25 protein-coding genes and 1 other annotated feature are annotated in these 23093 nt (G+C 50.7%); of the genes, 6 read left to right on the top strand and 19 right to left on the bottom strand.

Annotated features, from left to right (window positions below):
* Positions 1–6: 6 nt before the first annotated feature.
* The 9 genes from btuC to thrS form a co-directional block, all read right to left on the bottom strand.
* Positions 7–987 (bottom strand): vitamin B12 ABC transporter permease BtuC, encoded by a 981-nt coding sequence (btuC, locus tag KP80_RS14860; RefSeq protein ID WP_052284427.1) that lies wholly within the window; start codon positions 985–987, stop codon positions 7–9.
* 100 nt (positions 988–1087) lie between these two features.
* Entirely contained in the window at positions 1088–1387 is a 300-nt protein-coding gene (ihfA, locus tag KP80_RS14855; protein WP_003030571.1) for an integration host factor subunit alpha, read from the bottom strand.
* A gap of 4 nt (positions 1388–1391) precedes the next feature.
* The gene (gene pheT, locus KP80_RS14850; protein ID WP_052284426.1) at positions 1392–3779 is read right to left on the bottom strand and encodes a phenylalanine--tRNA ligase subunit beta; all 2388 of its coding nucleotides are present in this window, start codon (positions 3777–3779) and stop codon (positions 1392–1394) included.
* 15 nt (positions 3780–3794) lie between these two features.
* Positions 3795–4778 (bottom strand): phenylalanine--tRNA ligase subunit alpha, encoded by a 984-nt coding sequence (gene pheS, locus KP80_RS14845; RefSeq protein WP_052284425.1) that lies wholly within the window; start codon positions 4776–4778, stop codon positions 3795–3797.
* A gap of 124 nt (positions 4779–4902) precedes the next feature.
* Positions 4903–5027: a sequence feature (Phe leader region), on the bottom strand.
* A complete protein-coding gene (pheM, locus tag KP80_RS23120; RefSeq protein ID WP_001386830.1) occupies positions 4978–5022 on the bottom strand; it encodes a pheST operon leader peptide PheM in 45 nt (14 codons plus the stop codon). It overlaps the preceding feature by 45 nt.
* A gap of 118 nt (positions 5028–5145) precedes the next feature.
* Entirely contained in the window at positions 5146–5502 is a 357-nt protein-coding gene (gene rplT, locus KP80_RS14840) for a 50S ribosomal protein L20 (RefSeq protein ID WP_052284424.1), read from the bottom strand.
* 53 nt (positions 5503–5555) lie between these two features.
* The gene (gene rpmI / locus KP80_RS14835; protein ID WP_003030583.1) at positions 5556–5753 is read right to left on the bottom strand and encodes a 50S ribosomal protein L35; all 198 of its coding nucleotides are present in this window, start codon (positions 5751–5753) and stop codon (positions 5556–5558) included.
* Positions 5754–5849: 96 nt separating this feature from the next.
* Positions 5850–6392 carry a translation initiation factor IF-3 gene (gene infC, locus KP80_RS14830; RefSeq protein WP_071830666.1) on the bottom strand — a complete coding sequence of 181 codons (543 nt, stop codon included), beginning with the start codon at positions 6390–6392 and terminating at the stop codon, positions 5850–5852.
* 3 nt (positions 6393–6395) lie between these two features.
* Positions 6396–8324 carry a threonine--tRNA ligase gene (gene thrS / locus KP80_RS14825; protein ID WP_052284423.1) on the bottom strand — a complete coding sequence of 643 codons (1929 nt, stop codon included), beginning with the start codon at positions 8322–8324 and terminating at the stop codon, positions 6396–6398.
* Between the two features lie 287 nt (positions 8325–8611).
* Between thrS and yniD the strand changes: the two genes are divergently transcribed.
* Positions 8612–8719 carry a small membrane protein YniD gene (yniD, locus tag KP80_RS23115; protein ID WP_112203840.1) on the top strand — a complete coding sequence of 36 codons (108 nt, stop codon included), beginning with the start codon at positions 8612–8614 and terminating at the stop codon, positions 8717–8719.
* A 277-nt stretch (positions 8720–8996) separates the two neighbouring features.
* Here the strand turns inward: yniD and KP80_RS14815 are convergent, their stop codons facing one another.
* Both KP80_RS14815 and KP80_RS14810 read right to left on the bottom strand, forming a co-directional pair.
* Entirely contained in the window at positions 8997–9245 is a 249-nt protein-coding gene (locus KP80_RS14815) for a hypothetical protein (protein WP_052284421.1), read from the bottom strand.
* A 268-nt stretch (positions 9246–9513) separates the two neighbouring features.
* Positions 9514–10272, bottom strand: a complete 759-nt coding sequence (locus KP80_RS14810) for a DUF481 domain-containing protein (protein ID WP_052284420.1) — start codon at positions 10270–10272, stop codon at positions 9514–9516.
* 315 nt (positions 10273–10587) lie between these two features.
* Between KP80_RS14810 and pfkB the strand changes: the two genes are divergently transcribed.
* Together pfkB and KP80_RS14800 are read left to right on the top strand one after the other, a co-directional pair.
* Positions 10588–11520 (top strand): 6-phosphofructokinase II, encoded by a 933-nt coding sequence (pfkB, locus tag KP80_RS14805; protein WP_052284419.1) that lies wholly within the window; start codon positions 10588–10590, stop codon positions 11518–11520.
* A 273-nt stretch (positions 11521–11793) separates the two neighbouring features.
* Entirely contained in the window at positions 11794–12654 is an 861-nt protein-coding gene (locus KP80_RS14800; protein WP_052284418.1) for a fructosamine kinase family protein, read from the top strand.
* A gap of 29 nt (positions 12655–12683) precedes the next feature.
* Here the strand turns inward: KP80_RS14800 and tonB are convergent, their stop codons facing one another.
* Positions 12684–13397, bottom strand: coding sequence for a TonB system transport protein TonB (tonB, locus tag KP80_RS14795; RefSeq protein WP_052284443.1), 714 nt, complete (start codon positions 13395–13397; stop codon positions 12684–12686).
* Positions 13398–13617: 220 nt separating this feature from the next.
* Between tonB and KP80_RS14790 the strand changes: the two genes are divergently transcribed.
* Positions 13618–13914 (top strand): YciI family protein, encoded by a 297-nt coding sequence (locus tag KP80_RS14790; protein WP_052284417.1) that lies wholly within the window; start codon positions 13618–13620, stop codon positions 13912–13914.
* 65 nt (positions 13915–13979) lie between these two features.
* Here the strand turns inward: KP80_RS14790 and KP80_RS23110 are convergent, their stop codons facing one another.
* Entirely contained in the window at positions 13980–14153 is a 174-nt protein-coding gene (locus KP80_RS23110; protein ID WP_146751533.1) for a YciY family protein, read from the bottom strand.
* Positions 14154–14296: 143 nt separating this feature from the next.
* Here KP80_RS23110 and cls point away from each other — a divergent pair, with 143 nt between their 5' ends.
* On the top strand, positions 14297–15757 hold the full coding sequence (gene cls / locus KP80_RS14785; protein WP_052284416.1) for a cardiolipin synthase: 1461 nt from the start codon (positions 14297–14299) through the stop codon (positions 15755–15757).
* A gap of 33 nt (positions 15758–15790) precedes the next feature.
* Complete coding sequence (locus KP80_RS14780; RefSeq protein ID WP_052284415.1) at positions 15791–16120, top strand: HI1450 family dsDNA-mimic protein; 330 nt, start codon at positions 15791–15793, stop codon at positions 16118–16120.
* A gap of 48 nt (positions 16121–16168) precedes the next feature.
* Here KP80_RS14780 and KP80_RS14775 read toward each other — a convergent pair whose 3' ends face one another.
* The 6 genes from KP80_RS14775 to oppA form a co-directional block, all read right to left on the bottom strand.
* On the bottom strand, positions 16169–17005 hold the full coding sequence (locus KP80_RS14775; protein WP_052284414.1) for an ion transporter: 837 nt from the start codon (positions 17003–17005) through the stop codon (positions 16169–16171).
* 51 nt (positions 17006–17056) lie between these two features.
* Entirely contained in the window at positions 17057–18061 is a 1005-nt protein-coding gene (oppF, locus tag KP80_RS14770; RefSeq protein ID WP_052284413.1) for a murein tripeptide/oligopeptide ABC transporter ATP-binding protein OppF, read from the bottom strand.
* Positions 18058–19068, bottom strand: a complete 1011-nt coding sequence (locus KP80_RS14765; RefSeq protein WP_052284412.1) for an ABC transporter ATP-binding protein — start codon at positions 19066–19068, stop codon at positions 18058–18060. Before KP80_RS14765 ends, oppF begins: the two co-directional genes overlap by 4 nt.
* Before the next feature lie 11 nt (positions 19069–19079).
* Positions 19080–19988 carry an oligopeptide ABC transporter permease OppC gene (gene oppC, locus KP80_RS14760; protein ID WP_052284411.1) on the bottom strand — a complete coding sequence of 303 codons (909 nt, stop codon included), beginning with the start codon at positions 19986–19988 and terminating at the stop codon, positions 19080–19082.
* Positions 19989–20002: 14 nt separating this feature from the next.
* Positions 20003–20923, bottom strand: coding sequence for an oligopeptide ABC transporter permease OppB (gene oppB / locus KP80_RS14755; protein ID WP_052284410.1), 921 nt, complete (start codon positions 20921–20923; stop codon positions 20003–20005).
* Positions 20924–21044: 121 nt separating this feature from the next.
* Complete coding sequence (gene oppA / locus KP80_RS14750; protein WP_052284409.1) at positions 21045–22676, bottom strand: oligopeptide ABC transporter substrate-binding protein OppA; 1632 nt, start codon at positions 22674–22676, stop codon at positions 21045–21047.
* Between the last annotated feature and the right edge of the window lie 417 nt (positions 22677–23093).

Raw genomic sequence — 23093 nt, 5'->3', positions numbered from 1 at the left:
CCGGGTCTATCGCCCGGACTTTAATAGTAACCAGATAAATACCGGCGCGCCTAGCGTTGCCGTCACAACCCCTATTGGCAGTTCAGCGGCAGAGAGCGCCAGTCGTGCAATAATATCGGCAAACAGCAGTGTACTGGCTCCTGCTAGCGCGCTGGCAGGCAATAGCACGCGGTGATCGGTTAGCCCGCACAGGCGTAGCATGTGCGGCACCACCAGCCCAATAAAACCAATCGCCCCGGCCAGCGCCACGCTAACGCCCACCAGCCAACCAGTAGCCATCACCAGCAGTTTACGCCACAGCGCAATCGGTACGCCGAGTTGACGCGCGGAAGTTTCCCCCAAGGCCAGTAGATTGAGCGGCTGGGATTGCAGACAGACCCACACCAGCACCGGCAGCAGCGTCACCATCAGCCACAGCTGCTGCCAGTCAACGCCACCAAAGCCCCCCATCATCCAATACATCAACTGACGCAGGTCAAACGACGTTGAGAAGTAGACAGCCCAGGTCATTAACGCGCTACAGATAATCCCCAACGCAACGCCTGCTAACAGCAGGCGGCTAGTCGACAGATGACGACGAGCAAAACGCATCAAAATGGCGGTAATCAATAATGCACCGGCTATCGCCGCGAGTCCTGGCATCCAGCCGGGCAACGCGCCATGGCCAAGCATAATGACCGCAATGAGTCCTACCCCTGCGCCGTTGGATACACCGAGCAGGCCTGGTTCGGCCAGCGGATTTTCAAACAGTGTCTGCATCACCGCGCCACAAAGCGCCAGCGATGCGCCAACCAGCATCACGGCAAGCGTTCGCGGCAGCCTAATCTGCCAGATAAAGAGCTGCCCTTTCGCGTTAAACCACTCTCCCGGTGCAATCCATTGATCGCCCGCACATAGGCCAATAACCAGCATAAACAAGAGCACCAGCGTCAGTGCGGCAAGCCAGCGGCGGTTTCGTCGCTGCTGTTGATGAACATAGAGCTGCATAATTACCCGTAAGCGCGTAAAGAGGCTTTTGATTTTAAGGCGGATGCGCCATCTAAGAAAAGAAAAAGGCCGCGAATGCGGCCTTTTTAGTTAGTTCAGATTACTCTTCTTTGGGTGTTGCGTTTTCGACCCGGCTTTTTAACTTCTGTCCTGGTCTGAAGGTCACCACACGCCGGGCTGTAATGGGAATATCTTCACCCGTTTTCGGGTTACGTCCCGGGCGTTGATTTTTATCACGCAAATCAAAGTTACCAAAACCGGATAGCTTCACCTGCTCGCCGTTTTCCAGAGCGCGACGGATCTCCTCAAAAAACAGTTCTACCAGTTCTTTGGCATCCCGCTTGCTAAGCCCAAGCTTATCAAACAGATATTCTGACATTTCAGCTTTTGTAAGCGCCATAGGTTCAATCCCTCAATGATGCCTGGAATCGCTCTTTTAATGCCTCTACACATTTGGCGACGGTAGCGGCAATCTCCTCTTCTTCGAGTGTACGGCTGGTATCTTGTAAAATCAGGCTGATAGCAAGGCTCTTGTAGCCTTCCGCAACACCCTTACCACGGTACACGTCAAATAAGTTTACGCCAACTATCTGATTTACGCCAACTTTCTTACATTCGTTTAAAATATCTGCTGCAGGCACATTTTCAGCGACCACAACGGCGATATCACGGCGGTTTGCCGGGAAGCGGGAAACGTCCTGAGCCTGAGGAACCACGCGGTCTGCAAGCTTATTCCACTCCAGTTCGAATGCCAGCGTACGGCCGTTCAGATCCAGTTTACGCTCAAGCTCTGGGTGAATAACACCAATGAAACCAACGCGTTCACCTTTCAGATAAATCGCCGCAGACTGCCCCGGATGCAGCGCCGGGTTAGCTTCTGCTTTAAATTCAATTTCAGACAATTTACCGGTCAGATCGAGAACCGACTCCAGATCGCCCTTCATATCATAGAAATCAACGGTCTCTTTTGCCAGGTTCCAATGCTCTTCATAGCGGTTACCGCAGATAATCCCACCCAGCATCACATCCTGACGGATGCCCAACGGAGCTTGCGTATCCGGAACAAAACGCAGACCGGTTTCGAAGATACGTACGCGGTTCTGCTGGCGATTCTGGTTGTATACCGCAGTCGACAGCAGGCCGGTCAGCAGGGACAGACGCATTGCAGACATTTCACTGGAGATTGGGCTTGGCAGAATCAGCGCTTCTTCGCCTGGGTGCATCCACTGCTGAACTTTCGGGTCAACGAAGCTATAGGTGATAACTTCCTGATAGCCTTTATCATTCAGCATGGTTTTCACACGCTTGAGCGACAGGTTAGCTTCTTTGTGACTGCCCATCACCAGACCGGCCTGTACAGGCTCGTTCGGGATGCTGTTATAGCCATAAATGCGGGCAACTTCTTCAACCAGGTCTTCTTCGATTTCCATATCGAAACGCCAGGTTGGCGCAACCGCCTGCCATTGATCCTGACCGACGGTCACTTCGCAACCCAGACGGGTCAGAATATCGGTGACCTGATCATCCGCGATGTGATGACCAATCAGGCGATCCAGTTTGCTACGACGCAAAGTGATAGTCGCGCGCTTCGGCAGCGTCGCTTCGCTGGTAACATCGATGATTGGACCGGCTTCACCGCCGCACAGTTCGATCAGCAGGCGAGTTGCACGTTCCATGGCTTTGTACTGCAGAACCGGATCGACACCGCGCTCATAGCGATGAGACGCATCCGTGTGCAGACCATGACGGCGCGCACGGCCAGTAATGGACAGAGGGCTAAAGAATGCGGATTCGAGCAGAACGTTCTGGGTTTCATCGTTCACACCAGAGTGTTCGCCACCAAAGATACCGGCCATGGCCAGCGCTTTGTTGTGGTCAGCAATAACGAGCGTATCGGCGCTGAGTTTAGCTTCGCTACCGTCCAGCAGGACCAGCGTTTCACCTTCTTTGGCCATACGAACTTTGATCCCACCTTCGATGCGATCTTTATCGAACGCATGCATCGGTTGGCCCAGTTCCAGTAGCACATAGTTGGTGATATCAACCACCGCATCAATGGAGCGGATGCCGCAGCGACGTAGCTTCTCTTTCATCCACAGTGGCGTTGGTGCTTTAACGTTAATACCTTTCACCACACGACCCAGATAGCGCGGGCACGCATCGGCGGCTTCAACCTCAATCGGCAGAACATCAGCGATAGTAGAGGCAACCGGTGCAATTTCTGGCTCGTTCAGCGGCAGTTTGTTCAGTACCGCAACGTCGCGAGCAACACCGATAATACCCAGGCAGTCGGCGCGGTTTGGCGTGACGCTAATTTCGATGGTGTTGTCGTCAAGCTTCAGGTATTCACGGATATCAGTACCCAGCGGCGCATCAGCAGGCAGTTCAATAATGCCATCGTGATCGTCGGAAATACCCAGCTCAGAGAAGGAACACAGCATCCCTTCGGACGGTTCGCCACGCAGTTTAGCCGCTTTGATTTTGAAATCGCCAGGCAGTACGGCACCAATAGTCGCCACCGCGACTTTCAGCCCCTGACGGCAGTTTGGTGCGCCGCAGACGATGTCCAGCAGACGTTCTCCGCCGACGTTGACTTTCGTTACACGCAGTTTGTCCGCGTTAGGGTGCTGACCGCACTCAACGACTTCACCTACAACGACGCCGTTGAAGCTGCCGGAAACCGCTTCAACACCGTCAACTTCCAGGCCAGCCATGGTGATTTGACCTGACAGCGCTTCACTATTAATAGCTGGATTCACCCATTCGCGTAACCACAGTTCACTGAATTTCATTGTTTTGTCCTGCCCTTATTTAAACTGTTTGAGGAAACGCAGATCGTTTTCGAAGAACGCACGTAAATCGGTGACGCCGTAACGCAGCATGGTCAGACGCTCCATACCCATACCAAAAGCGAAGCCGGAGTAGACTTCTGGATCGATACCCACGTTACGCAGGACATTCGGGTGCACCATGCCGCAGCCCAGAACTTCCAGCCATTTACCATTTTTACCCATCACATCCACTTCCGCAGATGGTTCAGTGAACGGGAAGTAGGACGGACGGAAACGAATCTGCAGGTCTTCCTCAAAGAAGTTGCGCAGGAAATCATGCAGTGTGCCTTTCAGATTGGTGAAGCTGATGTTTTTATCAACGATCAGACCTTCCATCTGATGGAACATTGGGGTGTGAGTTTGGTCGTAGTCATTACGATAAACGCGGCCCGGTGCAATGATACGGATTGGTGGCTCCTGACCCTTCATAGTGCGAATCTGTACGCCAGAAGTCTGGGTGCGCAGCAGACGCGTTGCATCAAACCAGAAAGTGTCGTGGTCAGCACGTGCCGGGTGATGGGCCGGGATATTCAGCGCATCGAAGTTATGATAGTCATCTTCGATTTCCGGGCCCGTCGCAACGGTAAAGCCGAGCTCACCGAAGAAACTTTCAATACGGTCGATAGTACGAGTTACCGGGTGCAAACCACCGTTTTCAATACGACGACCTGGCAGGGAGATATCGATAGTCTCCGCGGCGAGACGAGCATTTAGCGCGGCGCTTTCCAGGCTGGCTTTACGCGCGTTAAGTGCCTGCTGAACCTGCTCTTTCGCTTCGTTAATCACTGCACCCGCGGCTGGACGCTCTTCCGGCGGCAGCTCACGCAGGGTGGTCATTTGAAGGGTCAGATGCCCTTTCTTGCCCAAGTATTCGACGCGGACGTTGTCTAACGCGGCAACATCTGAAGCCTGGTTAATGGCGGCTGTTGCACTGGCAACCAGCTCTGCGAGATGTGACATGGTTTTCCTCGTTATGTGGCGATATTCTCTAGTCGCTCGTATATACGCTAAATCATTCACGTTGTATCAAGGCGGCAAAAGAGCGAATGCAGCCAATACAGAGACAACGTGAAGGATGACGCGTATAAAAAAAGCCTCCATCAGGGAGGCTTTTAGGCGCTGTTTTCCGTTTCTTCTTTCACGCGCAAGCCTCCTGGATTCAGGTGCTAAAGTAAAAAAAGAAGCGGAAAATAGCAGCATTCATGCTTGCGTTACCTTGTGTGGTAAGGATCGTAGAACCTTTATTGAAAGGGCTACGGGAATAAATGTCAATGCATTGATACAGTTAAAATGAAAAGAGGGAGACTAGCTCCCTCTTCCAACTGGCTTACGCCAGTGCTGCTTTCGCTTTTTCAACTAACGCGGTGAACGCGATTTTGTCGAATACTGCGATGTCAGCCAGGATCTTACGGTCGATTTCAACAGAGGCTTTTTTCAGGCCGTTGATGAATTTGCTGTAAGAAATACCGTTCTGACGTGCTGCTGCGTTGATACGCGCAATCCACAGTTGACGGAACTGACGCTTTTTCTGACGACGGTCACGATAAGCGTACTGACCTGCTTTGATAACAGCCTGGAAGGCAACGCGGTATACGCGAGAACGCGCACCGTAGTAGCCTTTAGCTTGTTTCAAAATTTTCTTGTGACGTGCACGGGCAACTACACCACGTTTTACGCGAGCCATATGTGCTCTCCTGTATCTATATTCTTAGTGAAAAAAAGTTAAACGTTAACGGCTTATGCGTACGGCAGGCACGCGATTACCAGACCCAGATCGCCTTTAGAAACAAGGCCTTTTGGACGCAGGTGACGTTTACGTTTAGTAGATTTTTTGGTCAGAATATGACGCAGGTTTGCGTGCTTACGCTTAAATCCACCACCACCGGTTTTTTTGAAGCGCTTAGCAGCACCGCGTACGGTCTTAATTTTTGGCATTTTAATAACTTCCACTTCGCATTGTTAATAAACGAAACGTAGGCGAACAGTACCTGTGAAGCCCAAGGGCTCCACAGACATTGCTACTTGAAGGCCTTACTGTTTCTTCTTAGGAGCGAGCACCATGATCATCTGGCGGCCTTCGATCTTCGTAGGGAAGGATTCGACTACTGCCAGTTCACTCAGATCGTCACGGACGCGCGTAAGCACTTCCATACCAATCTGTTGGTGGGCCATTTCACGACCGCGGAAACGCAGCGTGATCTTGGCCTTATCGCCCTCTTCGAGAAAGCGTACCAGGCTGCGGAGTTTTACCTGGTAGTCGCCATCATCGGTCCCAGGACGGAATTTGATTTCCTTAACCTGGATAACTTTTTGCTTTTTCTTCTGTTCCTTAGAAGACTTACTTTTTTCATAAAGGAACTTGCCGTAGTCCATGATACGACAAACTGGCGGTTCGGCGTTAGGGCTGATTTCAACTAAATCTACTCCAGCTTCTTCAGCTTTTTCGATAGCTTCTCTCAGACTCACAATACCCAAAGCTTCGCCTTCCAGACCTGTTAAGCGAACTTCCAGGGCGCGAATCTCGCCATTGATACGATTCGGACGTGCCGTTTGAACTCGTTTTCCGCCTTTAATACCTTATTCCTCCAGTTGTTTTAGACTGCGGCTGCGAATCTCTTGTTGCAGCTTCTCGATAACTTCATTTACGTCCAGGCTGCCCAAGTCTTTGCCACGACGGGTACGCACGGCTACTTTGCCTGCTTCTACCTCTTTGTCGCCACAGACCAACATGTAAGGGACACGACGTAAAGTGTGCTCGCGGATTTTAAAGCCAATCTTCTCATTTCTCAAGTCTGCTTTTACACGAATGCCCGCATTTTGCAGTTTACGAGTCAATTCGTTGACATATTCAGACTGAGAATCAGTGATATTCATCACCACAACCTGCACTGGTGCAATCCAGGTTGGGAAGAAGCCGGCAAACTCTTCGGTCAGGATGCCAATAAAGCGCTCCAGTGAACCAAGAATTGCACGGTGGATCATCACCGGTACCTGACGTTCGTTGTTTTCGCCAATATAAGAGGCGCTCAGACGAGACGGCAGAGAGAAGTCTAACTGAACGGTACCGCACTGCCATGCACGATCGAGGCAGTCATAAAGGGTAAATTCAATTTTCGGACCGTAGAAGGCACCTTCACCCAGTTGATACTCAAACGGGATGCCGTTTTCTTCCAGCGCAACAGCCAAATCGGCTTCTGCACGATCCCAGGTTTCATCGCTACCGATACGTTTTTCCGGACGCGTTGAAAGTTTGACGACGATTTTCTCGAAGCCAAAAGTACTGTACATATCATAGACTAAACGAATGCACGCGTTAACTTCATCACGCACCTGCTCTTCAGTACAGAAGATGTGGGCGTCATCCTGAGTAAATCCACGTACGCGCATTAAGCCATGCAGTGCACCTGATGGTTCATTACGGTGGCAGCTACCGAACTCAGCCATACGCAGCGGCAGGTCGCGGTAGGATTTCAGACCCTGGTTGAAGATCTGAACATGGCCTGGGCAGTTCATTGGCTTGATGCAATATTCACGGTTCTCTGAAGAGGTGGTGAACATGGCATCTTTGTAGTTGTCCCAGTGCCCGGTTTTTTCCCACAGCACGCGGTCCATCATGAACGGGCCTTTCACTTCCTGGTACTGGTATTCTTTGAGCTTGGAGCGTACAAAAGTTTCCAGCTCACGGAAGATAGTCCAGCCATCGTTATGCCAGAACACCATGCCCGGCGCTTCTTCCTGCATGTGGTACAGGTCAAGCTGCTTACCGATTTTACGGTGATCGCGCTTCGCCGCTTCTTCCAGACGCAGCAGGTAAGCATTGAGGGCTTTCTTATCCGTCCATGCAGTACCATAGATACGCTGCAACATCTTATTGTTGCTGTCGCCACGCCAGTAGGCGCCTGCTGTTTTCATCAGCTTGAAGTAGTGACAAAAACGCATATTCGGCACGTGCGGACCGCGGCACATGTCGACATATTCTTCGTGATGATACAAGCCAGGCTTGTCATCATGCGAAATGTTTTCATCAAGAATAGAAACTTTATAGGTTTCACCACGCGAGACGAAAGTATCGCGGGCTTCATGCCAGCTCACTTTCTTCTTGATGACATCATAGTTTTTCTCGGCGAGCTCGTGCATACGTTTTTCGAGCGCGTCGATGTCTTCCTGGGTCAGCGTGTGGTCAAGATCAACGTCATAATAGAAACCATTGTCAATAACCGGGCCGATCGCCATTTTGGTGTTTGGCCACAGCTGTTTGATCGCATGACCAAGCAGGTGCGCACACGAGTGACGAATAATCTCAAGACCGGCTTCATCTTTTGCGGTGATGAGAGACAGCGTTGAGTCATTTTCAATCAGATCGGAAGCATCAACCAATTCACCGTTAACACGGCCAGCGATGGTGGCTTTTGCCAGACCAGGGCCGATGTCCAGAGCAACATCCATTGGGCTAACGGAATGGTCGTAATGGCGTTGGCTGCCATCAGGAAGAGTAATTACAGGCATTTCATGTCCTTATTTGCAGTGGTGCCCCACACGAAAGAGCACATACAAAACTATATGATTAAATTTATCAACACGTTATGGATTGATTTCCGCTTCACTCTGCGAAAAATGGGGAACGAGTACCGCGTACTCTTGCCCTCCTACATCCGCCTGTTGATAACACCGTAGGTTAGTTTACACATCATAAGGACATGATAAAAGTCGCAATTGCCCTTCCCCGTGCACGTTGCTATTTTTGCCAGCGATTCTGGTACACTAAGTCAACGTTTGATTGAAAGGATCAGATTATGCCTACAGACCGATTTGCCAAGAAACACTGGAAAATGGTGCTGGTGCTAATAGCCATCTGCGGTGCCATGTTGTTGCTCAGATGGGCGGCCATGATTTGGGGTTAATAATGGAAATGATATCTCGGGACGACTGGAACGTAATTAAACGAACACTCACGTTAATGTCTTAGTATTAAAATATATACAAAAAATGCTTTTCGCGTGCGTTTATTGACAATATGTGCGGGAAGTTTTATTTAGACTGAAAATTTAATGACAAAAACTGAAGATTCTTATTTTAAAAAAGAATAATAGCAGTCAGAAAAACCGGTACAACTCTACCCGGTTTTCTCTGCCGGTATTAATAATCAATAGAAAATCAAATTATTACAGCACAGAATTATTAGGACCAACCACCAGCAACCAGGGTGTGCACGTTAAATGCATCATCCATAGACTGACCGGTAGACTGAGAGCCCGGAGCGATGTTAGAACCTGCTTCAACGTCATAGGCGCTGGAAATACCAACGTGCTGAGCCGTTGTTACGGTAGAAGTAGAACTGGCAGGCTGTGATGCAGGTTCAGCAGCAAATACGCCGAAAGAAATTGCCGACAGCAGAATTGCTGCAGATGCGATTTTGATATTTTTCATAATGTTTATTCTCTGACTTGATTAAGACTTTGAAATGCTAAGGCATCATATTGCCCTTGAACATAGTCTAGATCCAGATCACACTTTTGGCTAGTCAAAATATTTAGCTATTCGTGTCAAATTTACTGAATATATGTCTGAAAAGTCGAATGTGGAGATATTATGGAGAACTTGTATTTTTATTAAAATAAAACAGTGGTTGTATTTAATAATAACACTAAACGATAAATATCAGAACACAGGCCGGGTATTCCCGGCCTGAAAATTATTACATGGTGTAACCCAAGGTCAGCGATGTACGGCGGTCGGTATGATTCGGCGCCGTTGCCGGTGGCTCAGAGTTCCATGTCACGTTATACGCAACCTTCAAACCGAAGTGCTCGTTAATCGCAACGCTCAGCGCAGTTTCGGAGTTGACCGTGGTATCGTCCGCCCCAAGCACAGATACACCCTGGGTAAACTTGGTGGTATCCGTCATCTGCCAGGCGTAGGCGCCGGAAGCATATCCCAGTGGCTGAGTTTCCGTATTGCCATCAGTGTATTCATCGTAACGTACACCAGGACCAAATTCGAAACGCAAGCTGTGGATAGGACCAGTCAGGAACTGATGACCGTAACCGGTGGTAAACACGTCACGTTCATGGTAACCGTTGTAGCGGTCGGTCAGCCAACTTGCCTGGCCAAACAGATAGTCCACGCTGGTCATATTGTAACGACTACGGCCGCCCGCCGAATACTTTTCGGAAGAACGTTCATCGTTAGCGGAGGTATTGCTGGCAGCGCCCCACAGGGACCATGCCGTCGATTCGCCATACCAGGTCAGCGTAGTATCAGCGGTAGCCGATGAACTTTTGGTGTTGCCTGATTGTGCGAGGTAACCCGCATTAATATCGCCTTCAAAAGGCTTTTTAGCGGTACTTGGGTCATCCATGACAGTAAAAACGGTATCACTGGCGGTTGCATACGCAGACGCAAACACGCCCCCCAGCAGCACAACCGCTACCGGTACTGTCTTCAAAAGCTTCATTTATTAAGAGTCCGTACAACAAAAAAGGAGACGATTTCGTCCCGGAAACTTTCGCGAGGATCAACGACGGGGTGGTCCATAGAAAGGCAACAAATTATAAAAAGGCACGTATAACATAGCAATCTTATTCTTCTGTCATTTTTTGAATAAGAAACACCTTAAAACATATTTTATTTTATATTAAAAAATGAGTGTCATTTACCATTCTCTATAAAAATCATGCTGTTGATTCTTTCTTTATCGCCCGCCTGGTGCCAGACTGAAATGCGATAGGGTTTATCACAACCTAACGGTACATAAAGGGAGGTTATCGCAATGGTAAAAATCTACACCCTGACGCTTGCCCCTTCACTCGACAGCGCCACCCAAACGCCACAAATATATCCAGAGGGCAAACTTCGCTGTACCTCTCCCATTTTTGAGCCGGGCGGTGGAGGCATCAACGTTGCACGCGCCATCACTTTCCTTGGTGGCAACGCCACGGCGATTTTTCCCGTAGGCGGTGCCACCGGCCAACACCTGTCGGAGTTGCTTCTGGCAGAAAACGTCTGCGTCGAAAGTATCGAGACTCAGGAATGGACGCGGCAAAACCTCCATGTTCACGTTGATGCTAGCGGCGAGCAGTATCGTTTTGTCATGCCCGGAGCTACGCTCCACGCGGATGAGTTAGAAAAACTACGGGCAAAGGTTCAACAAATACCCACAGGTTCGTTGCTGGTTATCAGCGGTAGTCTGCCGCCGGGCGTTTCACTTGAGGCATTTGTTACGTTGATAAAAACCGCCCAACAGCAGGGCTTACGCTGCATTATCGATAGTTCTGGAGAAGCTTTAGCTGCCGCGCTGAATATTGGTCATATCGAGCTGGTGAAACCCAATCAGAAAGAACTCAGCGCGCTTGTACAACGGGAATTAATACAGCCAGATGATGTCCGTACAGCGGCCCAGGAAATTGTCCGCAGCGGTAAAGCGCATCGCGTAGTCGTTTCCTTAGGCGCGCAAGGGGCATTGGCCGTAGATGCCAATTGCTGTGTGCAGGTTGTTCCCCCGCCAATTAAAAGTCAAAGCACCGTCGGCGCCGGAGATAGCATGGTGGGAGCCATGACCCTGAAGCTTGCAGAAAATACCGACCTGAAAACCATGGTGCGCTATGGCGTTGCTGCCGGCAGCGCCGCCACGATTAACCAAGGGACGCGCTTATGCTCCCACGATAATACGCAAAAGATCTTCGACTATCTGCAACAGCACTAAATGTACAGTAAAACGGACTCACGGGTTCACCCGTGGGTCGCGAAATACCCGTAATCGACTATGCTAACAAAACTCCATTGTTAACAATGGAGTGCATCATGGTGGTTGCCCCATCGTCACATTGAGTGACACACCACACGTTCGTAGCAGAAACGGAAGCATTTGCCCTGCGCTTCCAGCAGTTTTTTTATCCGTTGTGCGGTATAGCTCGAATTTTACCCTGTACTTATGCGCTAACCTTATGATATGGCAGAAAACATGGGGAGAGACATCATGTGGCAAGCGATCGGTAGCCTGTTAGGCGAGCAACTTGGAAGTGGCGAAATCGAACAGCGCAATGAACTGCCAGGCGGAGAAATTCATGCCGCGTGGCATCTAAAATATGCTGGCCGGGATTTTTTCGTAAAATGCGATGAACGTGAATTACTGCCCATTTTTACCGCGGAAGCCGACCAGCTTGAGCTGCTCTCCCGCAGTAAAACCGTGACCGTCCCGGAAGTCTTTGTTGTCGGTTCCGACCGTGACTACAGTTTTCTGGTCATGGAATATCTGCCACCCCGTCCACTCGATGCGCACAACGCTTTTTTACTCGGGCAGCAGCTTGCCCATCTGCATCAATGGAGCGATCAGCCTCAGTTCGGGCTCGACTTCGATAACGATCTTTCCACCACACCGCAGCCCAATGCCTGGCAGCGCCGCTGGTCTAACTTCTTCGCTGAACAGCGTATTGGCTGGCAGCTTGAACTGGCGGCTGAAAAAGGGATGAAGTTTGGTGATATCGACGCCATTGTCGAACATATTCAGCAACGACTAAGCTCACATCAACCACAGCCATCTCTGCTGCATGGCGATTTGTGGTCAAATAACTGCGCACTGGGGCCGAATGGTCCATATCTGTTTGACCCTGCCTGCTACTGGGGCGATCGTGAATGCGACCTGGCGATGTTACCGCTGCATCCGGATCAACCACCGCAAATTTACGATGGGTATCAATCCGTCTCTCCGCTTCCCGCTGATTTTCTCGATAGGCAGCCAATCTATCAGTTGTATACCCTGATTAACCGAGCAATTCTGTTTGGTGGGCAGCATCTGGTTGTCGCGCAAAAAGCGCTGGATAACGTATTGGCCGCATAACACAAAGCCCCCTTTCGGGGGCTTTTCAATCAGTTCATCTGCACGCCTTTCAGGCGGAACTCAATATTCATAATCAGTCCGGTACCCGGCTTGCCCGCCTCATAACGCCATTTGCGCATGGCGGTTTTGACATCGCGTTCAAACATGTTGGACGGCTGAGCAGACAGAATTTCAACATTATCAACACGACCATCGGCGGTCACATCAAATTTCACCCGCACTTTACCCTCAATACGCAGCGCTTGTGCGCGCGTTGGGTAGCCTGGCTGCTGGCGATTCAGCGCACGAGGACCGGTAGGCGCGCTCGTTGTCGGCGCACTCGCACCCGGCAGATTATTCGCAACGGAGCGCGCTGGCGGCGCATCTTTATTAACCGTTGATAGCGGTCGCTGCTCAACCGGCTTCACTTCCGGTTTAGGCTGTTCCACTTTTTTCACCGGTTTCGGTTTTGGTTTAGGCTTCGGCTTTGGTTTATGAATAACGACCGGCGCCTGCGGTACCTCTGGAATCGGTTCTGGCTCGGGTTCCGGTTCAGGCTCAACAACCGGTTGCGGTTGTTCTACTGCCTGAGGCGGTTCCAAGTCTGCGGGCGCGACCATTGTGATGGTAATCGGCTGAGCGGGTGCCGGCAGTTCAATAACCTGATGTACCGAGGTATATAGCAGACCCGCCACGACGGCACCGTGGATACCAACAGAGAGGAGCGTCGGCCATGGAAAGCGGCGAGGTAAATCAAGGGTCATTGCGGTCATAGTCGTTACAGTTGAAAAATGAGAACTCGATTTTAAATGCAAATAGCAATCATATTCAATAAGACATCTTATCTTCGGTCAACTTTCTACCGGGGTTGCCTAAAAAAACCACGCAGAATCACGACTTTTATCCGTTACAAAACTTTGCATTGCAGTCAATGGCGCTTTCCCTTAACGTAATCCGCAAATTATTTAAACAGGAGTTCCGCCCGTGCTTTATGTCATCTATGCCCTGGATATCGCCGACTCTCTTGAAAAACGTTTGTCCGTCCGCCCCGCTCATCTGGCGCGACTGCAGTTGTTGCACGATGAAGGCCGCTTGTTGACCGCTGGCCCAATGCCAGCCGTCGACAGCAACGATCCCGGTGCTGCAGGATTTAGCGGCTCAACGGTGATTGCGGAATTCGAATCTCTGGAAGCGGCCCAATCCTGGGCGCAGGACGACCCATATGTTGCGGCAGGCGTCTACCAGCAGGTTTCAGTTAAGCCATATAAGAAAGTATTTTGATATGCCGCTGGCGTAGCGCCAGCCGGAAAAGACAGAGGGCACCGTAACGGTGCCCTTTTTTACTATCAGAGTTCGTAAATGGCGTAAAGCAGGCAATTGCGCTGCCGGCCGACAATGCATTTTCTGATAGCGTGGATGCGCATGTTGCGACGCGACTGAGATTCCAGCCAACGCGATTTACGACGGCTTGCTTGTCTTAGCATCCGCCAGCGCCCCACTTCGGGTCTACTACGCTTCATTTCTAACGCTCTTTCCAATAAAGACGGCTCATTATAGCCCCTTGCTAATCGCTGACCAGTGCTTTCTCATCGCGTTTTTATTTGCCAGATGTCTTGTGATGCGTAAACTCTTAACAACTGGCTTTCAAAAGGATTTTCGAAATATGACAACCGTCTACACCGTAGTGAGTTGGATGGCTATTCTGGGGTACTGGTTGTTAATCGCCGGGGTGACTTTACGTATTCTAATGAAACGTCGCGCAGTGCCATCAGCAATGGCCTGGCTGCTTATCATTTATATCCTGCCGTTGGTTGGGATTATTGCCTATCTGTCATTGGGTGAATTGCATCTCGGTAAACGCCGCGCCGAACGCGCACGCGCAATGTGGCCTTCTACGGCTAAATGGCTCAACGATCTTAAAGCCTGCAAACATATTTTTGCCGAAGACAACAGCCAGGTGGCCTCTTCACTGTTCAAGCTCTGCGAGCGTCGCCAGGGGATCGCTGGCCTGAAAGGCAATCAGCTACAGTTATTAACCGAAACCGATGACGTGATGCAGGCGATCATTCGCGATATTCAGCTCGCGCGCCATAACATCGAGATGGTTTTCTATATCTGGCAGCCCGGTGGAATGGCCGATCAGGTCGCAGAATCGCTGATGGCCGCCGCACGCCGTGGCGTTCATTGCCGCCTGATGTTAGATTCCGCAGGCAGCGTCGCCTTTTTCCGCAGCCCGTGGGCAGCCATGATGCGTAATGCCGGCATTGATGTTGTCGAGGCGCTTAAGGTCAATCTGATGCGTGTATTTTTACGACGTATGGATTTACGCCAACATCGTAAAATGATCATGATCGACAACTATATTGCCTATACTGGCAGTATGAATATGGTCGACCCGCGCTTCTTTAAACAGGATTCCGGCGTCGGGCAATGGATCGATCTAATGGCGCGTATGGAAGGCCCTATCGCCACTGGAATGGGAATTGTCTACTCGTGTGATTGGGAAATAGAAACCGGTAAGCGTATTTTACCTCCGACACCAGACCTCAATATCATGCCGTTTGAGGAAGCCAGCGGTCATACCATTCAGACTATCGCTTCGGGCCCGGGCTTCCCAGAGGACTTAATCCATCAGGCATTACTAACTGCAGCCTATTCCGCACGGGAATACCTGATAATGACCACCCCCTATTTCGTTCCCAGCGATGATTTGCTTCACGCCATCTGTACCGCCGCACAGCGCGGTGTTGACGTCAGCATTATCATGCCGCGCAAAAATGATTCGGTTCTGGTCGGCTGGGCCAGCCGCGCATTCTTTACCGAGCTTCTGGCAGCGGGCGTCAAAATTTATCAGTTTGAAGGTGGCCTGTTGCACACTAAGAGCGTGCTGGTCGATGGCGAGCTCAGTCTTGTCGGCACGGTTAACCTTGATATGCGTAGCCTGTGGCTCAACTTTGAGATAACGCTCGTCATCGACGATGCCGGATTCGGTGCCGATTTGGCTGCGGTACAGGACGATTATATTTCACGCTCACGCTTGCTGGACGCACGGCTGTGGGTGAAACGTCCGTTCTGGCATCGTATTGCCGAGCGGCTGTTTTACTTCTTCAGTCCGTTGCTGTAAAACGTGCCCATCAGAACTTAACAGGTAGTCATTATGGATATGGATTTAAACAATCGCCTGACCGAAGACGAAACGCTCGAACAGGCTTACGATATTTTCCTTGAACTGGCGGGCGATAATCTTGACCCGGCAGATATCATTCTCTTCAACCTGCAGTTTGAAGAGCGCGGCGGTGCTGAGCTGTTTGACCCATCTGAAGACTGGAAAGAACACGTTGATTACGATCTGAACCCTGATTTCTTTGCGGAAGTGGTGATTGGTCTGGCTGAAACGGATGGCGGTGAACTCAACGACATCTTCGCGCGCGTTCTGCTGTGTCGCGAGAAAGATCACAAGCTCTGCCATATTCTCTGGCGCGAGTAAAAAGTAAGGGCAGCGGCGCTGCCCTTTTTTATATCCGTATTGATACCGTTATAGTTTATTCGGCAGCGCGGTACCGCAAGAATTGCAGTAATGAGCTCGAGGCTCGTGATCGCGCTGTTTGCAATGTGGACAAACGCGCTCCTCGCGACGCTTCTGAAATTCGCTAGTCAGTTGCGCACTGATAATGCCTGTCGGAATCGCTATGACGGAATAGCCAATCAGGATCAGAATCGATGCCACCATTCTGCCCGCTGGCGTATGCGGCGTAATATCGCCATAGCCAACCGTCGTCACCGTCACAATCGCCCAATAGACCGAGGTACTGAGCGTAGTAAAACCATTTACCGGCCCTTCAATACCGTACATCAGCGCCCCGGCAACGATCATAACAATACCAATAAAGGCATAGAACAGGATCAACTGATGTCGAGAGTTAACGATGGCTCCCCACAAACTATTCAGCGCTGGCATAAGCCGCAATAATTTTAATATGCGCAGAACGCGGATGACGCGCATCGCCCGCCAGGCAAAAAGATATTCCACGCCAATTTCAGGCCACAACATAATGACGTAAAACGGCAGAATGGTCGCCAGGTCAATAAATCCCCAGAAGCTAAACACATAGCGTGCAGGATTAGGCCAACAAAAAAGCCGCAGGAAATATTCCAGGGTGAAGACCAGGGTAAACGCGATTTCCAGCCAAACGAAAGCGTGCCATTCATCGAAGGTCAAGTGATAGGTCGTGCCGATACCCGACTCAATAAAGATGGCGATGACGCTTAATAAAGCAAACAGTCCGCACAATGCTTCAAAGCGTCGGCTGGAATGAGTACGCTGATCGAAGAGAAAATGATAAAGACGATGGCGCAAAGCGCTGATAGCCATCACGTTGTAACCTCGTATAAAAAAGGGCTGGCAACTTGCCAGCCCTGTCGATTATAACGGGTCAACCTTCAGACAGGAAACCGCATGGCGGAAACTTCCCTCCAGAAGCGGACGGGTTTTCGCACATTCTGGTCCTGCCAGCGGGCAGCGAGTTCGGAACACACAGCCTGATGGCGGGTTGATCGGCGAAGGCAGTTCCCCTTCCAGCAGTTGGATCGTTTTCGTTTTTTCGAGGTCCGGATCTGGAATCGGTACCGCCGACATCAACGCCTTGGTGTATGGATGAAGCGGATTATTGTACACCTCATCGTAGGTACCAAGCTCAACCGCATGTCCCAGATACATCACCAGCACACGGTCAGAGATGTGCTTCACTACCGCCAGATCGTGAGCGATAAAAATAAGTGACAGCCCCATCTCACGCTGCAACTGCTGCAGCAAGTTGACCACCTGTGCCTGAATGGAAACATCCAGCGCAGATACTGGCTCATCGCAGATAATCAGTTTCGGCTCAAGGATCAGCGCACGAGCAATGCCAATACGTTGGCACTGGCCACCGGAAAACTCATGCGGATAACGGTTGATGAGGTTTGGCAGCAGACCTACTTTCATCATCATCGTCTTCACGCGGTCACGGACTTCCTGACGCGGCATGTTGGGATAATAGGTGCGCAGCGGCTCGGCGATAATATCACCAATGTTCATGCGCGGATTCAGGGAGGCCAGTGGATCCTGGAATATCATCTGAATATCGCTGCGCACAGCACGCCATTCATCCGGTTTCATGCCCAGCAAATCTTTGCCCAGCCACGCCACTTTGCCTTCGGTGGCTTTCACCAGGCCAATAATCGCACGCGCAAACGTGGATTTACCGCAGCCAGACTCACCGACTACGCCGAGGGTTTCACCTTCGTACAGACGCAGTGTCACGCCATCGACGGCTTTCAGAGTTTTGGACGGCTGCCAGAACCACTGCTTGCCGTCTTTTATATCAAAATGCACTTTCAGGTCGGCAATTTCGAGCAGGACTTTTCGTTCTTCGGTTACGGCATTCATACCAGATCCCCCACCGGCTTAAAGCAGGCGCGTAAACGGCCAGGCGCAAACTCCTCCAGAGGCGGAGCGCTGTTACAGATTTCCATCGCGTGCGGGCAGCGCGGCTGGAATGGGCAGCCTTTCGGCAGACGCATCAGGTTTGGTGGGTTGCCCGGGATCGTCAGAAGCGCTTCACCTTCGGCATCCAGACGTGGTACCGCATTGAGCAGTCCCATCGAATACGGATGCGCCGGATGGTAGAACACATCGCGCGCGTTACCGTACTCCATGGTGCGTCCGGCATACATGACCAGCACTTTGTCGCAGATCCCGGCAACGACACCAAGGTCGTGGGTGATCATGATAATGGCGGTGTTAAATTCGCGCTTAAGCTCATTCAGCAGCGTCATGATCTGTGCCTGAACGGTGACGTCCAGCGCGGTGGTTGGTTCATCGGCAATCAGCAGCTTTGGCCGGCACAGCAACGCCATGGCGATCATCACACGCTGACGCATACCACCGGAAAACTCGTGCGGGAACATGCGCATGCGCTTACGCGCTTCCGGCATTTTCACCGCGTCCAGCATTTTGACAGACTCTTCAAACGCTTCCGCTTTGCCCATGCCTTTATGTAGCATCAGCACTTCCATCAGCTGTTCGCCGACGCGCATGTATGGGTTCAGCGATGTCATCGGGTCCTGGAAGATCATCGAGATCTGCTCAGCGCGCAGTTTGTTCAGCTCTTTTTCCGGCAGATTGAGGATCTGGCGTCCGTTAAAGCTCGCCACGCCACCAATGCGCCCGTTCGCTGCCAACAATCCCATCAGGGCAAATGCCGTCTGGGATTTTCCAGAACCAGATTCCCCGACAATACCTAGCGTTTCACCCGCTTTCAGGCTGAAATTAAGATCGTTCACCGCCGTCACATCGCCGTCAGGCGTGCTGAAGGTGACGCGTAAATCTTTCACATCCAACAGCAGGCCAGATTTTTGCTGCTGCGGGGCGTTCACCATTTCAATCGTACTCATGGCATCACTCCTTAGCGGTCTTTCGGGTCGAGGGCATCACGCAAGCCATCGCCGATAAAGTTGAAACAAAACAGGGTTACTACCAGGAAACCCGCTGGGAACAGCAGCAGCCATGGAGAAACCTCCATGGAGTTGGCGCCATCACTTAATAAGGCGCCCCAGCTGCTGAGCGGCTCCTGGGTACCCAGACCGAGGAAGCTTAGGAATGATTCAAACAGGATCATGCTAGGCACTAACAGCGAGGCGTATACCACCACCACACCCAGTACGTTGGGGACAATATGGCGAACCACGATGTTGAGGGTTGAAACCCCACCGACCTGTGCCGCTTCAATAAACTCTTTACGTTTCAGACTGAGGGTCTGGCCGCGTACGATACGCGCCATATCCAGCCAGGAAACCATCCCAATGGCCACGAAGATCAGCAGGATATTTTGCCCGAAGAAGGTTACGAGCAAGATAACAAAGAACATGAACGGGAAAGAGTTGAGAATTTCCAGCAAACGCATCATCACGGAGTCTACTTTGCCACCCAGATAGCCGGAAAGCGAACCGTAGAGCGTGCCCAACACAACCGCTACCAACGCAGCAGCGATACCAACCATTAACGAAATACGACCACCGATAGCCACGCGCACTAACAGGTCACGACCGGATGAGTCGGTACCAAAATAGTGTCCAGAAGCCAAATCTGGCGCGTTGGACATCATGCCCCAGTCGGTATCGAAATAGGAAAACTGTGACAACATCGGTGCAAGCGTCACAAACAGCGCTATCAGCACCAGTACCACTAAGCTGGCGACCGCCGCGCGGTTATGCATAAAGCGTCGACGGGCGTCCTGCCAAAGGCTGCGTCCTTCCACTTCCAGCTTCTCACTGAAATTTTCCAGTGCCTCGCTGTTCTTTTTACTTAAAATCATGGCGAGCTCCAGCCTTAGTAACGGATTTTCGGGTCAATCACGGCGTAAAGGACGTCTACAACCGCGTTAAACAGGATCGTCAATGCGCCAACCAGAATAGTCAGGCTCAGCACCAGGGAATAATCGCGGTTAAGCGCCCCGTTGACGAACAGCTGTCCAATGCCCGGCAAGCCGTAGATCGTCTCGATAACCATCGAACCGGTAATAATACCGACGAAGGCAGGGCCCATATAAGAAAGCACCGGCAGCAGCGCAGGCTTTAACGCATGACGGAAAATAATCCGTCGCATCGGCAGCCCTTTAGCGCGCGCAGTACGAATAAAGTTAGAGTGCAAAACTTCAATCATTGATCCACGGGTGATACGGGCAATGCTGGCGATATAGGCCAGAGAGAGCGCCACCATTGGTAGGATCATGAACTTAAGCGCCCCGCCGTTCCACCCACCACCGGGCAGCCAGTGCAGCGTTATCGCAAAGATCATCACCAGCAGCGGCGCAACAACAAAGCTCGGTATGACCACCCCGGTCATTGCCACCCCCATGACGGCGTAATCCCATTTCGTGTTTTGGTTAAGCGCTGCAATAACGCCAGCACTCACGCCGAGAATTACCGCAAGGAAAAAGGCCGCAAAACCCAATTTCGCTGACACAGGGAAGCTTGAGGCTACCAGGTCATTCACGGAATAGTCTTTGTATTTAAATGACGGGCCAAAATCGCCGTGTGCCAGTTGTTTCAAATAATTGAAATACTGGACGCCGATAGGATCGTTCAGGTGATATTTAGCTTCAATGTTCGCCATAACTTCAGGCGGTAGAGTACGCTCACCGGTAAATGGACTGCCCGGTGCAAGACGCATCATAAAGAAGGAGATCGTTATAAGAATAAAAAGTGTCGGAATCGCTTCCAGACAGCGACGTAATATAAATTTCAACATTGCCCGTACCTTCTGGCGTGTGCCTTTTACATATCTTTGTAAGCCTGGCTTACGCAGTCATGTGATAGTGCGATGGAATAAGACACAGTGAGGCGGCATATTGCCGCCCCACGGATTGCCATTAATGCTTAATGATGTACAGATCTTTGGTATAGATATTGTCCATCGGATCTTTACCGGTGTAACCACCAACCCATGGTTTCACCAGACGGGCGTTCACATAGTAATAAACAGGAACGATAGCGGAATCTTTGCCCAGCTGCTGCTCAGCCTTGTCGTACAGTGCAGTACGTTGCGCTTCGTCGGTCACTTTCAACGTGTCTTTCATGATCGCATCAAATGCCGGGCTCTTATAGTGCGCGGTATTCATTGAGCTGTCGGACAGCATGGTGTTCAGGAAGGAAGTCGGCTCGTTGTAGTCCGCACACCAACCTGCACGAGCTACATCGTAAGTCCCCTGATGACGGGTATCGAGGAAGGTTTTCCACTCCTGGTTCACCAGCTTCACATCAACGCCGAGGTTTTTCTTCCAGATGGAAGCCGCAGCGATAGCCAGTTTTTTGTGCAGATCGGAAGTGTTGTACAGCAAGCTGAAGCTCAGTGGTTTATCTGCGGTATAACCCGCTTCGGCCAGCAGTTTTTTCGCTTCGGCATTACGCTGTTCTTGAGTCAGTTTGAACCAGTCTGGTTCGGTCAGCTTCGCGCCGTCAGTATAAGGAGGGGTATAGCCATAAGCCGGTAAATCGCCCTGCGCTTTGACTTTATTGGTGATAATGTCGCGATCCAGGCCCAGCTTCAGTGCAGTACGTACGCGCACATCGTTGAACGGTGCTTTTTGGTTATTAATTTCGTAATAGTAGGTACACAGATACGGATCAACGTGTACTTCGGTCGGGATCTCTTTTTTCAGTTTCTGGAACAGTTCGATCGGCAGATTATTATAAGTCATGTCGATCTCACCGCTGCGGTAACGGTTGACGTCCGTCACTTCAGAAGAGATTGGCAGGTAGGTGATTTGGTCGATAACCGTGTCTTTGTTATCCCAGTAATTCGGGTTGCGCTCCATTACGATGCGCTCGTTCACCACCCAGTCTTTCAGTTTATATGCACCGTTGGTGACGATGTTGGCAGGCTGAGTCCACTTCTCACCAAATTTATCGATGGCGGTTTTGTTAACCGGGGACATCGCCGGGTTGACCAGCAGTTTGTAGAAATACGGTACCGGCTCGCTCAGAGTGACTTCCAGAGTATGGTCATCGATGGCTTTCACACCGAGATCGGAGGTCGGTTTTTTACCGTCGATGATCTCATCAACGTTCAGAATATGGCCGTACTGCGGATAGCTTGCATAAGGGGACGCGGTTTTTGGGTCCACCAGGCGCTGCCAGCTATACACGAAATCTTGTGCCGTTACCGGCTCACCGTTGGACCACTTTGCGTCTTTACGCAGATGGAAGGTCCACACTTTAAAATCTTTGTTATCCCAGCTTTCGGCAACGCCCGGGATTGGGTGACCGTCTTTGGTCGAAGTGATCAGCAGACCTTCAAACAGGTCACGGCTCACGTTGGCTTCCGGTACACCTTCAATTTTATTTGGATCCAGCGACTGTGGCTCTGCACCATTGTTACGGATCATAGTCTGCTTATCTGCCAGCTTAACGCCCGCAGGAACATCTGCGGCCGCGGCACTTCCTGCGATAAGTGCAGCGAAAACGCCTGCTGCAATGAGGCTTTTTTTTGTGATGATGGTCATTGTGTTGATACTCCGTTCATTATTATTACTGACGTTTGTCAGCCTGTTTAGTCCCCTTGCGGGTTCCCATGCAGCGCAGGAGATTTTTGCGTCTACTGGGTCATTTACTGCCTGCTATCACCGACTTTTTTATTACGGTCGCTCTTATGGCAACCTGACGTCGACTCATATAAAGCCTCCCCCCTGTCGGGAGACTTCTCTTATTCGTTTCATTCCTGCTTACAACTAGGAATAATTATCATTTACACATTTTTATGTTGCGAATTACTCAGGCCGGAAAGTACCAAATGACTCTCACCGTCGCCAATATAATTTGCAAATTTGTTAACCAATTCTCTTTTGTTCAGAAAATTACGATTTAACCAACAGGTTAGCCGTCAAAATCACATACCCTAAATCACTATTTATCAAATAGAT

This window comes from Kluyvera genomosp. 1 (assembly GCF_001266615.1).
GTDB lineage: Bacteria > Pseudomonadota > Gammaproteobacteria > Enterobacterales > Enterobacteriaceae > Kluyvera > Kluyvera cryocrescens_A.
This window is presented reverse-complemented; position numbering and strand designations above follow the sequence as displayed.

Coding starts and splice junctions, on each gene's coding strand:
- oppF (WP_052284413.1), bottom strand. CDS start 18,061: ATGAATGCCGTAACCGAAGAACGAAAAGTCCTGCTCGAAATTGCCGAC.
- KP80_RS14780 (WP_052284415.1), top strand. CDS start 15,791: ATGGATATGGATTTAAACAATCGCCTGACCGAAGACGAAACGCTCGAA.
- rplT (WP_052284424.1), bottom strand. CDS start 5,502: ATGGCTCGCGTAAAACGTGGTGTAGTTGCCCGTGCACGTCACAAGAAA.
- pfkB (WP_052284419.1), top strand. CDS start 10,588: ATGGTAAAAATCTACACCCTGACGCTTGCCCCTTCACTCGACAGCGCC.
- KP80_RS14810 (WP_052284420.1), bottom strand. CDS start 10,272: ATGAAGCTTTTGAAGACAGTACCGGTAGCGGTTGTGCTGCTGGGGGGC.
- ihfA (WP_003030571.1), bottom strand. CDS start 1,387: ATGGCGCTTACAAAAGCTGAAATGTCAGAATATCTGTTTGATAAGCTT.
- KP80_RS23110 (WP_146751533.1), bottom strand. CDS start 14,153: ATGAAGCGTAGTAGACCCGAAGTGGGGCGCTGGCGGATGCTAAGACAA.
- yniD (WP_112203840.1), top strand. CDS start 8,612: ATGCCTACAGACCGATTTGCCAAGAAACACTGGAAAATGGTGCTGGTG.
- btuC (WP_052284427.1), bottom strand. CDS start 987: ATGCAGCTCTATGTTCATCAACAGCAGCGACGAAACCGCCGCTGGCTT.
- cls (WP_052284416.1), top strand. CDS start 14,297: ATGACAACCGTCTACACCGTAGTGAGTTGGATGGCTATTCTGGGGTAC.
- KP80_RS14800 (WP_052284418.1), top strand. CDS start 11,794: ATGTGGCAAGCGATCGGTAGCCTGTTAGGCGAGCAACTTGGAAGTGGC.
- oppB (WP_052284410.1), bottom strand. CDS start 20,923: ATGTTGAAATTTATATTACGTCGCTGTCTGGAAGCGATTCCGACACTT.
- KP80_RS14765 (WP_052284412.1), bottom strand. CDS start 19,068: ATGAGTACGATTGAAATGGTGAACGCCCCGCAGCAGCAAAAATCTGGC.
- thrS (WP_052284423.1), bottom strand. CDS start 8,324: ATGCCTGTAATTACTCTTCCTGATGGCAGCCAACGCCATTACGACCAT.
- tonB (WP_052284443.1), bottom strand. CDS start 13,397: ATGACCCTTGATTTACCTCGCCGCTTTCCATGGCCGACGCTCCTCTCT.
- oppC (WP_052284411.1), bottom strand. CDS start 19,988: ATGATTTTAAGTAAAAAGAACAGCGAGGCACTGGAAAATTTCAGTGAG.
- oppA (WP_052284409.1), bottom strand. CDS start 22,676: ATGACCATCATCACAAAAAAAAGCCTCATTGCAGCAGGCGTTTTCGCT.
- KP80_RS14815 (WP_052284421.1), bottom strand. CDS start 9,245: ATGAAAAATATCAAAATCGCATCTGCAGCAATTCTGCTGTCGGCAATT.
- KP80_RS14775 (WP_052284414.1), bottom strand. CDS start 17,005: ATGGCTATCAGCGCTTTGCGCCATCGTCTTTATCATTTTCTCTTCGAT.
- rpmI (WP_003030583.1), bottom strand. CDS start 5,753: ATGCCAAAAATTAAGACCGTACGCGGTGCTGCTAAGCGCTTCAAAAAA.
- pheT (WP_052284426.1), bottom strand. CDS start 3,779: ATGAAATTCAGTGAACTGTGGTTACGCGAATGGGTGAATCCAGCTATT.
- pheS (WP_052284425.1), bottom strand. CDS start 4,778: ATGTCACATCTCGCAGAGCTGGTTGCCAGTGCAACAGCCGCCATTAAC.